This window comes from Micromonospora noduli (assembly GCF_003264365.1).
GTDB lineage: Bacteria > Actinomycetota > Actinomycetes > Mycobacteriales > Micromonosporaceae > Micromonospora > Micromonospora noduli.
The window spans coordinates 1-14418 of the sequence record NZ_PYAK01000056.1; the positions used below are offsets into that span (position 1 = coordinate 1).

Below are 14418 nucleotides of genomic sequence, written 5' to 3' on the forward strand. Positions count from 1 at the left end.
GCCGTACACGGCTCCACCCGCCGGGGCCGGGCCACCGCGACCCGCACCACCCGCCGGGGCCGGACCGCCGCGACCCGCACCAGCGCCGTAGACCGCGCCGCCGGCCGGCGCACCGCCCCCGTAGACGCCACCCCTGCGGTCATCGTCGGCCGGGAACCCGTCGACGGCACGGCCCGCGCGCGGGCCGAACGGCTCACCGTCCGGCTCCGACGGGTCGGACGCGTCAGCGGTCGGCGGCCGACGGCGGGCGCGAACGATGCCGAAGATTCCGGCGGCGACCAACAGCAGGCCGATCAGCCCGACCGCCCCGACCAGGTACGTGATGTCGTCGAGGCTCAGCCCGTCGGTCCAGGATTTCGAGGCGGCCGGCTTGGCGCCGTCCTCGGCGGCCAGCGGCACGGCGGTCGACGTCGACGGGGTGTAACCGAGGATGTCGAGCGGCTCGTCTTCGGTGAACCGGCCCGCGTCGGAGACGGTGAGGAACGACTTTCCGTCCGAGGTGTAGCTGATGGCCTCGCCGAACGGGTCGGCCAGCGGCGTCACCCGCGGCTTGACGGTGGTGAGCGCGCCCACGATGTCGCCACCGGTCACGTCGAACTCGAAGGCGTCCGCATACGTGCGCAGGACCACCCGGGAGCCGTCCGGTGCCCGAGATGCGCCGGTGATGGCGATCCGGCCGAACGTGTTGAGGGTGTTCTCCGTCTGGGTCTTCGGCAGCGTGATCTCGCCGGCCTTACGCATCGGCACCGGGTCGGTGTCGCCGCTCTTGAGGGCCGCCGACGGCGTGTAGATCTCGGCCTTGCCGCTGGTCACCTTGGTGATGATCAGCGGTTTTCCGTCGTCGCCGATGAGCAACGCCTCAGCGTCGTGCGGTTTGGCTCCGGGGTAGGAGAGCCGGTGCAGCGTCGGCTCCTTGGTGCCGCTGACCGGCATCGACCAGAGCGCGACGCGGCTGCGCCGCTCCTTCGAGTCGGGGTTGTCACCGGTATCGGCGATCCAGAGGGTGCGGCCGTCCTTGGACAGGGCGAGATCCTCGGTGTCGAACGGACCCTGGCCCGAGTACCGGACCGGCTCCTTCGAAATCTTGCACTTGCTGTCGAGGAAGAACACCCGCTTGCGCGCCGCGACGTCGGTGCCGTCGTTGATGACGATGTAGCCACTCTTGGTGGCGACCAGCCCGGACAGCTCCCGTAGGCGCTCGTCGGTGATCGTGCATCGCTTCTGGCCAGGGTTCGCGGCGGGCGGCCCGGACGCCCCAGGGGCGGGAGCCGCTGCGGCGACTCCGGCGAGCGCCACGGTTGCCCCGAGCAGGCCGAGGGCAACCGTGACCGAGGAAACAACGCGGCGCATTCGGCCAGTGTCGCATGCCACGCGTTTCCGGTGGATGACGCCGTGGCCGCTCAGGACCGGCTGCCGGCCGCCTGCCCCTGCCGCTCCACGTCGAAGGCCGTCAGCTCCGCCGCCAACTCCGCGCCGACGCGGACGTGCAGCAGAGTGCCCTCCGGCAGGTGCGACGTGCTGAGCACCTCACCCGTTCGGTGCGCCCGAGCCACCAGGTCACCCCGGTCGTACGGCAGCACGGCCCGGACCTCCACGGCCGGACTCGGCAGCCGCTCCTCGATGGCCGCGCGCAGCTCGTCCATGCCGCGCCCGGAGTGGGCGGACACGAAGATCGCGTCAGGCCAGAGCCGCTTGAGCCGCAGCAGAGTGTCCTCGTCGGCCGCGTCGGTCTTGTTGACCACCAACAGCTCGGGAAGCCGGTCCGCGCTGACCTCGGCAAGCACCGCATGGACCGCTCGGACCTGCTCCTCCGGATCCGGGTGGGTGCCGTCCACGACGTGCACCACCAGATCCGCCTCCGCGACCTCCTCCAGCGTCGAGCGGAACGCCTCGACGATCTGGTGCGGGAGGTGTCGGACGAAGCCGACAGTGTCGGAGAGGGTGTAGAGCCGCCCGTCCGAGGCGGTGGCCTTGCGGGTCGTCGGGTCCAGCGTGGCGAACAGCGCGTTCTCCACCAGCACGCCCGCACCGGTCAGGCGGTTGAGCAGGCTGGACTTGCCGGCGTTGGTGTAGCCGGCGATGGCGACCGCGGGAACGGCGTTGCGGGAACGCCGGGTGCGCTTGGTCACGCGTACCGTCTTCATGCTCTTGATCTCGCGACGCAGCCGGGAGATGCGGTGACGGATGCGCCGCCGGTCGGTCTCCAGCTTGGTCTCACCGGGACCACGAACACCCACACCGCCGCCGGCGCCGCCGCCCCGGCCGGAACCACCGGTCTGCCGGGAGAGCGTCTCACCCCAACCGCGCAGTCGGGGCAGCAGGTATTGGAGCTGGGCCAGCTCGACCTGCGCCTTACCTTCCTTGCTCTTGGCGTGCTGGGCGAAGATGTCGAGGATCAGCGCGGTGCGGTCGACGACCTTGACCTTGGTGCGCTGCTCCAGGTTGCGCAGCTGCGACGGCGACAGCTCACCGTCACAGATGACCGTGTCGGCGCCGGTGGAGAGCACCACCGCGCCAAGATCGTCGACCTTGCCACGGCCGATGTACGTGGCCGGGTCGGGTCGGGTACGACGCTGGATGAGCCCTTCGAGCACCTGCGAACCGGCGGTCTCGGCCAGCGCGGCAAGCTCGGTCAGCGAGTTTTCCGCGTCGGTGACGGTGCCTTCGGTCCAGACGCCCACCAGGACGACCCGCTCCAGCCGCAGCTGGCGGTATTCCACCTCGGTGACGTCGGTGAGCTCGGTTGACAGGCCCGGGACGCGTCGGAGGGACTGCCGCTCCGACAGCTCCATCTCGCCGGTGGTGACGTCGTCGAGCTCGTCCTCGACGGGGACAAAGCTCTCCTGGTCTCGCAAGCGGTTCTCCTGTCCGTTTTGATAAGTAGAACGTAATCCTGACATGACACAACGCCGAACGCACCTGCTATATGCCCATGGTGAAGGTCGCCAAAAGTGGGGGCGAATGCTGGTCGGCCGCGACAGCCCGGTAGAAATGCGGGCGGCGGCCGATCGGCCGCACAGCCGTTACGGAGGGATCCCGTGGCCATCACCCGAATGCCCAGCGCCGGATTTTCGATCACCATTCGGATCGCCGTGACCGCGGACGCCTCCTCGATCGGCCGGCTCACCACCTCCGTCGGCGAGGCCGGGGCGATCGTCACGGCGCTGGACGTGGTGGACTCGGACCCGACCCACGTGATCGTCGACCTGACCTGCGACACCGCCGACGCCGGTCACGCCGACCAGGTGGTCGACGCGCTGACCGCGCTGGACGGCGTGGACGTGCGCAAGGTGTCGGACCGGACGTTCCTGCTGCACCTGGGCGGCAAGATCGAGGTGACCTCGAAGGTCGCGCTGCGCAACCGCGACGAGCTGTCCCGCGCGTACACCCCGGGGGTGGCCCGGGTCTGCATGGCGATCGCCGAGAACCCGGCCGACGCGCGGCGACTGACCATCAAGCGCAACACCGTCGCTGTGGTCAGCGACGGCTCGGCGGTGCTCGGCCTGGGCAACCTCGGCCCGGCCGCGTCGCTGCCGGTGATGGAGGGCAAGGCCGCGCTGTTCAAGCGCTTCGGCGGGGTGGACGCCTGGCCGGTGGTGCTGGACACCCAGGACACCGACGAGATCGTGCAGATCGTCAAGGCGATCGCGCCGGCCTACGGCGGCATCAACCTGGAGGACATCGCCGCGCCGCGCTGCTTCGAGATCGAGGCCCGGCTGCGCGAGGCGCTGGACATCCCGGTCTTCCACGACGACCAGCACGGCACCGCGATCTGCGTGCTGGCCGCGCTGACCAACGCGCTGCGCGTGGTGGGCAAGCGGCTCGAGGACGTCCGGGTGGTCGTCTCCGGAGCCGGCGCGGCCGGCACCGCGATCATGAAGCTGCTGCTGCGCCAGGGCGTCGGCGACATCATCGCGTACGACCGGGAGGGCGCCCTGCACCGCGGGCTGACCGGGCTCAACTCGGCGTGGCAGTGGCTGGCGGAGAACACCAACAAGGAGAACTACTCCGGCGACCTGCCCGGCGCGATTCGCGGCGCCGACGTGTTCATCGGGGTCAGCGCGCCGAACCTGCTCACCGGCGACGACATCGCCCAGATGGCGAAGGACTCGATCGTCTTCGCCCTCGCGAACCCGGACCCGGAGGTCGACCCCCGGGAGGCGCGCAAGCACGCCGCCGTGGTCGCCACCGGCCGCTCGGACCAGCCGAACCAGATCAACAACGTGCTCGCGTTCCCCGGGGTGTTCCGCGGCATGCTGGACGCGCACGCCGAGGAGTTCACCGAGGAGATGGCCCTCGCGGCCGCCCGGGCCATCGCGGACGTGGTCGGCGAAGAGAAGATCAACCCGACGGTGATCGTGCCGAGCGTCTTCGACTCCCGGGTCGCCCCGGCGGTCGCCGCCGCCGTGCGCGCCGCCGCGCACAACCCGAGCCCGCTCCCGGCCGCCGACCCCGGCCCCGCCGACCTCCCCGAGATCGCCGCGAACGCCAGCGCCACCCCGTAACGCGCGCGAACCGCCCACCGGCCACGCCGTTGATCAAGAGGTTTGCGTCAGGAACTACGCGAAACTCGACGCAAACCTCTTGATCAACACGGGTGGGGCGGGGCGTCAGGGGCGGAGCGTCGTTGGGTCCAACTCGCCGGTGGCCACCAGGACGGCGGGGCCGGAGAGCCAGCAGGAGTCGGCGGTGACCGTGACCGTCACGCGGCCGCCGGGCACGTCGACCGCGACCACGCCGGTGTCCCGGCCGGCGTCGCGCAGCGCCACCGCACCCACCGCGCAGGCACCCGTGCCGCAGGACAGGGTCTCGGCGCTGCCCCGCTCGTACACCCGCATCAAGGTGTGCTCGTCGGTGCCGTCGACCGGGTCGCCCGCCACGATGAACTCGACGTTCACCCCGCTCGGGAAGACCGACGGGTCGAACCCGGGCGCGACGGTCAGGTCCAGCGCCGACAGCTCCACGCCGGCCGGCAGCCTGCAGACCAGGTGCGGGTTGCCGACGTCCACCACCGCACCGGCAATGGTCAGTCCGCCGAGCGTGGCGGCGGAGCTGTCGTACACCTGGGGTCGGCGCATCTCGACGGACACGGCGTCGCCCTCGACCAGCGCGCGCACGACGCCGGCCCGGGTGGCCACCGGCAGCGCCGCGCCGGCGGGCGTGGCCAACCCGGTGTCGAGCAGGTAGCGCACGAAGACCCGCGCGCCGTTGCCGCACATCTCGGCGAACGAGCCATCGGCGTTCCAGTAGTCCATGAACCACTCGGCCTCGCCGGCCAGACCCGCGCCGTCCGGATGCTTGGCCGCGCGGACCACCCGCAGCACGCCGTCCGCGCCGATGCCCCGACGTCGGTCACAGAGCGCCGCGACCAGCTCCGGGGTCAGGTTGAGCTGGCCGTCCGGGTCGGGAAGGAGGACGAAATCGTTGCCGGTGCCGTGGCCCTTGGTGAACTCCACAGCCCCATCATCGCGCAGCCGCCGGCACCAGATGCAGGGCGGCCCCGATCAGGTCCGGAATCGTCGAGTCCAGCCAGTGGATCCGCGGGTCGCGGCGGAACCAGGACCGCTGCCGGCGGACGAAACGCCGGGTCGCCCGGACCGTCTCGTCGTGCGCCTGCGCCTCGGTAAGCTCACCGGCGAGCAGGCGCAGCACCTGCTGATAGCCCAGCGCCCGACTCGCCGTCCGCCCCTCGGCCAGGCCGCGCCCGACCAGCTCACGGGTCTCCGGCACCAGGCCGTCGGCCCACATCCGGTCGACCCGCAGCGCGATCCGCTCGTCCAGCAGGCCGGTGTCCAGGTCGACGCCGAGCTGCACCGAAGGGTAGTACGGCGTGGGCTGCGGCAACGAGGCGGCGAACGGCGCGCCGGTCAGCTCGATCACCTCCAGGGCCCGCACGATCCGCCGGCCGTTGCCCGGCAGGATGCCCTCGGCGGCGACCGGGTCGGCGGCGCGCAGCCGTGCGTACAGCGGGGCCGGGCCGACCTCGGCCAACTCCCGTTCCAGCCGATCCCGCAGCGCCGCGTCCGTGCCCGGGAACTCGAAACGCTCCAGCACCGCCCGCACGTACAGCCCGGAGCCACCGACCAGCAGCGGCACCCGCCCTCGGGACAGGATGTCGTCCACCGCCGCCCGGGCCAGTCGCTGGTACTCCGCGACGCTCGCCGGCTCGGTGACCTCCCAGATGTCCAGCAGGTGATGCGGCACCCCGTCCCGCTCGGCGAGGGTCAGCTTGGCGGTGCCGATGTCCATGCCCCGGTAGAGCTGCATCGAGTCGGCATTGACCACCTCGCCGTCCAGGGCCTGCGCCAACGCGATGCTCAGCGCGGACTTGCCGGCCGCGGTCGGGCCGACCACCGCGACGACCAGGCCTGTCACACGCGCTCCCAGGACGCCACGAAGTAGGCCACCCCGTAGGGGGCGGAGTCGTGCAGCAACTCGCCGCGCCACCCACCACCGGCCGCGCGGGCCGCGCCGGCGAGCACCTGCCAGGGGGCGCGACCGGCGGCCTTCAGCTCCGCCGACACCACCGGGTCGAGGTCGAGCAGGGCGTCCAGGTCCGCGTCCGCCAGCGCCGCGGCAACCCCCTGGTCGTACGGGAGGGCGCGCGCGTCGTCGTACCCGGGTGCCTTTTCTCCCCGGCAGGCCGACCCGTCCCCGAGCACCAGCGACGCCACCCGGTCACCGGCGGCGCCGACCTCGTCGGCGAGCGCGGCCAGCTCGGCCGGGCCGGCATCGGCGGCCACCTGCACGGCGGTCACCGGCGGTCGGGTGTCGTGACGGGCCAGCAGCCACGCGCCGATGGTCAAACTCAACGGCAGCAGCGCACCCCGATCCGGAAGGCCTGGCACCAACGGCAGGTACAGGTCGACACCCCAGGGCTGGAGAGAACCGGTCGCCGGGGTGTGGATCGGGCCGGTCACCGGGCCGGTGCCCACCAGCACCACAATGTCCGGATCGGGGGCCAGCAGCCGGCGTACGGCGGTGTCACAGGCCGCCCGCAGATCGTCCAACTCCGGGGCCGCGGAGCCGGCCACCTCGGGCACGAGCAGGGGCGGATGCGGGCAGACGGCGGCGGCGACCAGTGGCACCCGTCCACCGTAGCGGGAATCCCCGGTGCGTCTCCGCGCCGATCCGGTCATTCGGCCCCTAGGACACCGTATGGTCACGGTCGGCGATAGGCGCTCGACGCGGACCGGGTCGGACCTGTGACAATGCCGGAAGCAACTTGGCTGCGCCGTGGCGGCGACGGGGGATCGATCCCTCGACGCCGGGAGAACGAGGATGGGCACATGAGCGACTGGACTGCCTTCGGACGGGTGGACGCGGACGGCACCGTGTACGTCAAGACCACCGAGGGAGAGCGGGTGGTCGGATCCTGGCAGGCGGGAGCACCGGAGGAGGGCCTGGCTCACTTCGCACGTCGCTTCGCCGACCTGGTGACCGAGGTGGACCTGACCGAGGCGCGACTCAAGTCGGGTGCGGCGGACGCCGGGCACTCGTTGAGCACGATCCGACGGATCCGTGCCTCGCTGCCCGAGGCCAACGTGGTCGGCGACATCGACGCGCTGGCCACCCGCCTGGACAAGCTGGCGACCCTCGCCGAGGAGAAGGCCGGCGAAGCGCGCGCCGCCCGGGACGCCGCTCGCGGCGAGGCCCTGGCCCGCAAGACCGCGCTGGTCGAGGAGGCCGAGAAGCTGGCCGCCGAGTCCACCGGGTGGAAGACCGCCGGGGACCGGCTCAAGGAGATCCTCGACGAGTGGAAGACCATCCGCGGGGTCGACAAGAAGGCCGACGGTGAGCTGTGGAAGCGGTTCGCCGCCGCCCGGGACGGCTTCACCCGCCGCCGCGGGGCCCACTTCGCCTCCCTGGACTCGCAGCGCAAGCAGGCCCAGACCGCCAAGGAGGAGCTGGTCGCCGAAGCGGAGAAGCTCGCGGACTCCACCGACTGGGCCGCCACCGCCAACCAGCTCAAGGACCTGATGACCCAGTGGAAGGCCGCTCCGCGCGCCTCCAAGGAGGCCGAGCAGAAGCTCTGGGAACGGTTCCGGGGTGCGCAGGACGCCTTCTTCAGCCGGCGCAGCGAGGTCTTCTCCGCACGGGACAACGAGCAGCGCGGCAACCTGGAGCGCAAGCAGGCCCTGCTCGCCGAGGCCGAGGCGTTGGACATCGACGCCGACCCGAAGGGCGCCCAGGCCAAGCTGCGGGAGATCCAGGCCCAGTGGCACGAGGCCGGTCGGGTCCCCCGCGAGGCGGCCGCCGGGCTGGAGCGTCGACTGCGCGTCATCGACGACAAGGTCCGTGACGTGATGGACTCGGCGTGGCGCCGCACCACCAAGGAGGACAACCCGCTGCTCGCCCAGATGCGGGCGCAGGTGGCGGAGGCCGAGGACCGGCTGGCCCGGGCGCAGAGCGCCGGGGACGCACGCCGGATCAAGGAGGCTGAGCAGGCCCTCGCCTCCAAGCGGCAGTTCCTCCAACTCGCCGAGCAGGCCGCCGGCTGAGCTGACGACGACGTCCGGAGCCCCCGGTCCCGCTCGGGACCGGGGGCTCCCGCGTGTCCGGCCCCGCGCTACCGAACCCGCGCCACCGGCCCCGCGTCAAGATCCGCGCGCCCCCGCGTCCGCGAGCCCCTCGGCCCCGCGCCCCGCGTCCGCGAGCCCCTCGGCCCCGCGCCCCGCGTCCGCGAGCCCCCGGGTCCGCGAGCCCCCGGGTCCGCGAGCCCCCGGTCAACGCCACCGGGTCCGCGCCACCAGGTCCGCCTCAAGATCCGCGCAATTTGCCGGATGTTGCTGCCTCGGACAGGCGGGAGACAGCAACATCCCTGATGTTGCGCGGATCTTGACGAACAGCAGGGCCCTGAGAGGCCGGGAGCGGGGTTTGGGGGCATCCGCGCCCGTCAAGGTCATGCTCGATCCAGGATGTAGTGGCCACCTAGCGCCGGAAGACCACTACATCCATGTTGGAGCACGATCATGCGCTGCGGAGCGCGTTTCGAACGGACGCGCGGCACGGGCAGTGCCACGCCACGCCACGCCACGCCACGCCACGCCACGCCACGCCACGCCACGCCACGCCACGCCAACAAGATCGTGCTCGAACCTGGATGTAGTGGCATCAGCACGTCTACAGGCCACTACATCCATGTTCTAGCGCGATCATGAAGGGGCACGCGGTGCAAGGCGGGCAGCGCGAGCGGAGAAGCGGGCACGGCGCGAACGGACGTGGGCGCGGCGCGAACGGACGTGGGCGCGGCGCGAACGGACGTGGGCGCGGCGCGAACGTGAGCAAAGACCGCAAGGCCGGCGCGAGCGCTGGCGACAGGGACGGGCGCGGGGACGGGCGCGGGGACGGGCGCGGGGACGCGACGCGGGCAGGTTGACGCATTGACCTGGGCTGATCAGAATGAGCGACGGAGCCAGGTAGGGCCACCGGCGCGAGGGCGACGAAGGCGGAACATCCGCCGTCGAGGGTCGCCGGTGAGCTTCCGCGAGTGACCACGTCCGCGTGACATGGGCCGTCGCGCACTGTCCGCGTACCCCTAAGGGACCGTGACGTGCGGACGGCCGCCCGCCGGCGTCGTTCATGGACGGCGCCGGACCTCCGAAGTGGAGCTCGAATTGTTCCGTCCGAAAGCTCTCGGCGGCGCGCTCACCGCGCTCGTCACCGTCGCGGCTGGCGTGTTCCTCGCCGCCGCCGTCAGCACCAGCCCTGCCGTGGCCGCCGGCACCGGTACGGGTTATCTGCATACCAGTGGCAACCAGATCGTGGACAGCACCGGTGCGACGGTCCGGTTGACCGGCATCAACTGGTTCGGCATGGAGACTGACAACAAGACCTTCCACGGGCTGTGGTCGAACAACCCGTGGCGGGGACAACTCGACACGATGGCCCGGCTGGGTTACAACACGTTGCGGGTGCCGTACTCGAACGACGCGCTGAAGCCGGGTGCGACCGCCAGTGGGATCAACGACTTCGTCAACCCGGACCTGATCGGGCTGTCGCCGTTGCAGATCCTGGACAAGGTGATCGACTACGCCGGCAGCAAGGGCATGCGGATCATCCTGGACCGGCACCGGCCGACGGCGGCCGGGCAGTCGCCGCTCTGGTACACGTCGACGGTTTCCGAGGCGACCTGGATCAACGACTGGAAGATGCTCGCCCAGCGGTACGCGGGCAACCCGACGGTGATCGGTGCCGATCTGCACAACGAGCCGCACGCGGAGGGCACCAACCCGGCTGCCACGGGCGCGTGCTGGGGCTGTGGCGACACCACCCGGGACTGGCGGCTCGCCGCCGAGCGGGCCGGAAACGCGATCCTCGGCGTCCAGCCCAACTGGTTGATCTTCGTGGAGGGGGTGAGCTGCCCGAGTGGTGGCCTCTCCAACGTCTGGGACGGCGACACCAGCAACGACGAGGACTGCGGTTGGTGGGGCGGCAACCTGTCGAAGGCGGGGCAGTTCCCGGTCCGGCTGAGCGTGGCGAACCGGTTGGTCTACTCGCCGCACGAGTACGCCACCTCGGTGTACCGGCAGACCTGGTTCGACGCCCCGGACTACCCGGCGAACATGCCGGCCATCTGGGACAAGTACTTCGGTTACCTCTACAAGCAGAACATCGCCCCGATCATGATGGGCGAGTTCGGCAGCACCCTGGTCGACCCGAAGGACAAGGTGTGGCTGGAGAAGCTGATGGCGTACACCGGCACCGGGGTGACCGGGATGTCCTTCACCTACTGGTCGTGGAACCCCAACTCGGGTGACACCGGCGGTATCGCGCTTGACGACTGGACCAATGTCAACACCGCCAAGCAGGCGATCCTCCAGCCGTACCTGATCGCGCCGTCCGGTGGCGGCACCAGCGGGCCGCCGACGGACCCGCCGACGGACCCGCCGGCCGGTGCCTGCACGGCCACCTACCGGCAGGTCAACGCCTGGCAGGGCGGCTTCCAGGGCGAGTTGACAGTGAAGAACACCGGCTCGGGTGCGGTGAACCCGTGGTCGGTCACCTGGAGCTGGCCGTCGGGGGTGACGTTGGGCAGTGGTTGGAACGCCACAGTCACGCAGTCCGGTACGACGGTCACCGCGGCGGCTCCGAGCCACGCTCCGTCCCTGCCGGCGGGCGGGTCGGTCACCGTGGGCTTCACCGCCAACGGCACGGCCAGCGCGCCGGGCACTGTGAAACTCAGCGGCACCAGCTGCTGATCCACCGGGACGGCCGGTGCGCTGCTGCCGGGACGGCCGGTGCGCATCGCATCGGCCGTCCCGGCCATTTACATTCAGATCCTTCTATGTTCTTATCGGGAAAGCGCTTGCCTCTTCGTCGGTGAGCGCGAGCGCGGGAGCCGCTTTCCCTCACGAACCTGCACTGGCGGGCCCGAGGACCACTGGTCCCGGCCGAGATTCGCCGCCCACGGGCATGGGCGTCGCGACACCTCCGTCCGCCTCATCGAAAGGAAGCAGCATGCGCACAGGACGGCGTCGAATGACGCTGATCGCCACCACTGCCGCAGCCACCGCCACCCTGATCACCGCCGGGCTGTTGACCTCCGTGTCCGCCCAGGCGGCCGCCGGCTGCCAGGTGGCCTACTCGGTCGCCAGCCAGTGGCCGGGCGGATTCACCGGCAACGTCACAGTCACCAACCTCGGCGACCCGGTCTCCGGGTGGACGCTGCGCTGGTCGTACGGGGCCGGTCAGCAGGTCAGCCAGGCGTGGGGCGCCACCGCCTCGCAGAGCGGCAGCCAGGTCTCCGCGACCAACGTCGACTACAACGGCAACCTGGCGACCAACGCCAGCGCCACGTTCGGCTTCAACGCGAGTTGGAACAGCTCCAGCAACCCGGCTCCGAGCAGCTTCAGCCTGAACAACGTCGCCTGCACCGGCAGCACCACGCCGACCACCCCGCCACCGACCACCCCGCCGCCGTCGAGCACTCCCCCGCCCAGCACTCAGCCGCCGTCGGCCCTGGTCGGCTGGGCCACCCAGAACGGCGGCACCACCGGTGGCGGCAACGCGGCCACCACCACCGTCACCACCGCCTCGGCACTGACCAGCGCGCTGAACGCGACCGGCGCCGCGGTGATCCGGGTGTCCGGAACGATCACCTGCTCGGGCATGCTGCGGGTCCGGTCCAACAAGACCATCCTCGGCAACTACGGCGCGACCATCGTCGGCTGCGGGTTCAACGTCAGCGGCGACCGCAACGTGATCATCCGCAACCTGACCTTCCGCAGCTGGAACGACGACGCGATCAACGTGCAGGAGTCGGCCACCAACATCTGGATCGACCACAACAGCTTCAGCAACGGGTACGACGGCGCCGTCGACATCAAGCGCGGCTCGGACTTCGTCACCGTCTCGTGGAACCGGGTCTTCAGCCACGACAAGACCATGCTGCTCGGTCACAGCGACGACAACGCCAGCCAGGACGTCGGCCACCTGCGGGTGAGCTACCACCACAACTGGTTCGACGGCAGCAACCAGCGCAACCCCCGGGTGCGCTTCGGCAACCCGGTGCACGTGTACAACAACTACTACCGGGCCAACGGCGGCTACGGCGTGGCGTCCACCGAGAACGCCGGGGTGCTCGTCGAGGGCAACTACTTCGAGAACGTCGACGACCCGTACCACCTCGGTGAGGGCGACTCAGGCCCCGGCAGCCTGGTCGCCCGCAACAACCACTTCGTCAACTCGCCCACCGGCCAGGCCGGCGGCAGCGTGGCCAGCATCCCGTACTCCTACCAGCTGGACACCGCGAGCAACGTCAAGTCCATTGTGACTGCGGGCGCCGGCGCCGGCCGGATCACCGTCTGACTCAGCCTTCGCGGAAGGGTCCCTCGTCCAGGGGGCCCTTCCGTGCGGTCAGTGGGTGGCGCAGCCAGCGGCGGGGGCAGCCACGACCGGCGGTGCGCCGATCGTCGGAAGACCGAGCAACACCCCGGGGGTACGCGGGGAGCGACCCGCCTCGGCCGCGTCACCGGCCCGGGTGCGCCGGTGCGCCACCGGCGCTCCGTCGGCGTTCAGGTGGTGCGGCGCGGCGTACGTGATCGTGGTGTGCACGATGTCGCCCGGCCGGATCTGACCAGCGAGGGACTCCCCGTCGGCGGTTTCGGTCGCGAAGTGCACAAGTCGGCCGTCGCGGGCCCGACCGGACATCCGGCCGGTCCGCTCGTCCTTGCGGCCCTCGCCGACCGCGACCAGCACCTCGACGGTCTCACCGACGAGGCGCTTGTTCTCCGCCCAGGTGATCTCCTCGACGCAGGCGACCAACCGCTCGTAGCGCTCCTGCACGACCTGCTTGGGCAGCTGATCGTCCATGGTCGCGGCGGGGGTGCCGGGCCGCTTCGAGTACTGGAAGGTGAAGGCCGAGGAGAACCGGGCCTCCCGGACCACGTCCAGGGTGCGCTGGAAGTCGGCCTCGGTCTCACCGGGGAAGCCGACGATGATGTCGGTGGTGATCGCCGCGTCCGGCATCGCCGCGCGGACCTTCTCGATGATCCCCAGGTAGCGCTCGGAGCGGTAGGACCGGCGCATCGCCCGGAGCACGTCGTCGGAGCCGGACTGCAACGGCATGTGCAGCGAGTGGCAGACGTTCGGCGTCTCGGCCATCGCGGCGATCACGTCGTCGGTGAAGTCCTTCGGGTGCGGGCTGGTGAACCGGACGCGCTCCAAGCCGTCGATGTCGCCGCAGGCCCGCAGCAGCTTGCCGAACGCGTACCGGTCGCCGAACTCCACACCGTACGAGTTGACGTTCTGCCCGAGGAGGGTCACCTCCAGCACGCCCTCGTCGACCAGCGCGCGCACCTCGGAGAGGATGTCGCCGGGGCGCCGGTCCTTCTCCTTGCCGCGCAGTGCCGGCACGATGCAGAACGTGCAGGTGTTGTTGCACCCCACCGAGATCGACACCCAGCCGGCGTACGTGGACTCGCGGCGGGTGGGCAGCGTGGACGGGAAGACGTCGAGGGACTCCAGGATCTCCACCTCGGCGGCGGCGTTGTGCCGGGCCCGCTCCAACAGCACCGGCAGCGCGCCGATGTTGTGGGTGCCGAAGACCACGTCCACCCAGGGGGCCTTGCGGACGATGTCGCCCCGATCCTTCTGGGCGAGGCAGCCGCCGACCGCGATCTGCATCCCGGGGTGCTTGTCCTTCACCGGGCGCAGACGACCGAGGTTGCCGTAGAGCCGGTTGTCCGCATTTTCCCGCACCGCGCAGGTGTTGAAGACCACGATGTCCGGGGTGTCGTCGCCAGCGGGTGCGCGCTCGTATCCCGCCTGCTCAAGCAGGCCGGAGATGCGTTCAGAGTCGTGCACGTTCATCTGGCAGCCGTACGTGACGACGTTGTAGGTCCTAGCCACCCTGTTGGTGCCCCTTCCCCTCGGGCTACCAGGGTAGCGGCCCGGTCCGGGGGCATGTCCGACCGG

The 14418-nt window shown here is 70.9% G+C and carries 10 protein-coding genes; 4 read left to right on the top strand and 6 right to left on the bottom strand.

Features of this window, described 5'->3' with window-relative positions; all coding sequences use genetic code 11:
* Together GUI43_RS27660 and hflX are read right to left on the bottom strand one after the other, a co-directional pair.
* Positions 1 to 1350 (bottom strand): hypothetical protein (locus GUI43_RS27660; RefSeq protein ID WP_112700130.1); only part of this gene is annotated, 1350 nt, incomplete at its 3' end.
* A gap of 50 nt (positions 1351 to 1400) precedes the next feature.
* Complete coding sequence (gene hflX / locus GUI43_RS27665; protein WP_112700123.1) at positions 1401 to 2855, bottom strand: GTPase HflX; 1455 nt, start codon at positions 2853 to 2855, stop codon at positions 1401 to 1403.
* 183 nt (positions 2856 to 3038) lie between these two features.
* On the opposite strand from hflX, the gene GUI43_RS27670 reads away from it, so the two are divergent.
* Complete coding sequence (locus tag GUI43_RS27670; RefSeq protein ID WP_112700124.1) at positions 3039 to 4505, top strand: NAD-dependent malic enzyme; 1467 nt, start codon at positions 3039 to 3041, stop codon at positions 4503 to 4505.
* Positions 4506 to 4610: 105 nt separating this feature from the next.
* On the opposite strand, the gene dapF is transcribed toward GUI43_RS27670, so the two are convergent.
* The 3 genes from dapF to GUI43_RS27685 are packed head-to-tail and all read right to left on the bottom strand — an operon-like array spanning position 4611 to position 7139.
* Entirely contained in the window at positions 4611 to 5456 is an 846-nt protein-coding gene (dapF, locus tag GUI43_RS27675) for a diaminopimelate epimerase (protein ID WP_112586693.1), read from the bottom strand.
* A gap of 7 nt (positions 5457 to 5463) precedes the next feature.
* A complete protein-coding gene (miaA, locus tag GUI43_RS27680) occupies positions 5464 to 6387 on the bottom strand; it encodes a tRNA (adenosine(37)-N6)-dimethylallyltransferase MiaA (protein WP_425271087.1) in 924 nt (307 codons plus the stop codon).
* On the bottom strand, positions 6372 to 7139 hold the full coding sequence (locus GUI43_RS27685) for a class III extradiol ring-cleavage dioxygenase family protein (RefSeq protein WP_112700125.1): 768 nt from the start codon (positions 7137 to 7139) through the stop codon (positions 6372 to 6374). Before GUI43_RS27685 ends, miaA begins: the two co-directional genes overlap by 16 nt.
* Before the next feature lie 150 nt (positions 7140 to 7289).
* Between GUI43_RS27685 and GUI43_RS27690 the strand changes: the two genes are divergently transcribed.
* The 3 genes from GUI43_RS27690 (at position 7290) to GUI43_RS27700 (ending at position 12810) form a co-directional block, all read left to right on the top strand.
* On the top strand, positions 7290 to 8501 hold the full coding sequence (locus GUI43_RS27690) for a DUF349 domain-containing protein (RefSeq protein WP_112586688.1): 1212 nt from the start codon (positions 7290 to 7292) through the stop codon (positions 8499 to 8501).
* 1116 nt (positions 8502 to 9617) lie between these two features.
* Positions 9618 to 11201 carry a cellulase family glycosylhydrolase gene (locus GUI43_RS27695; protein WP_112586788.1) on the top strand — a complete coding sequence of 528 codons (1584 nt, stop codon included), beginning with the start codon at positions 9618 to 9620 and terminating at the stop codon, positions 11199 to 11201.
* Positions 11202 to 11460: 259 nt separating this feature from the next.
* The gene (locus GUI43_RS27700; protein ID WP_112586684.1) at positions 11461 to 12810 is read left to right on the top strand and encodes a pectate lyase family protein; all 1350 of its coding nucleotides are present in this window, start codon (positions 11461 to 11463) and stop codon (positions 12808 to 12810) included.
* A 48-nt stretch (positions 12811 to 12858) separates the two neighbouring features.
* On the opposite strand, the gene miaB is transcribed toward GUI43_RS27700, so the two are convergent.
* Positions 12859 to 14352 carry a tRNA (N6-isopentenyl adenosine(37)-C2)-methylthiotransferase MiaB gene (gene miaB, locus GUI43_RS27705; protein WP_112586682.1) on the bottom strand — a complete coding sequence of 498 codons (1494 nt, stop codon included), beginning with the start codon at positions 14350 to 14352 and terminating at the stop codon, positions 12859 to 12861.
* Positions 14353 to 14418 lie beyond the last annotated feature (66 nt).

Coding starts and splice junctions, on each gene's coding strand:
- GUI43_RS27700 (WP_112586684.1), top strand. CDS start 11,461: ATGCGCACAGGACGGCGTCGAATGACGCTGATCGCCACCACTGCCGCA.
- GUI43_RS27685 (WP_112700125.1), bottom strand. CDS start 7,139: ATGACCGGATCGGCGCGGAGACGCACCGGGGATTCCCGCTACGGTGGA.
- GUI43_RS27690 (WP_112586688.1), top strand. CDS start 7,290: ATGAGCGACTGGACTGCCTTCGGACGGGTGGACGCGGACGGCACCGTG.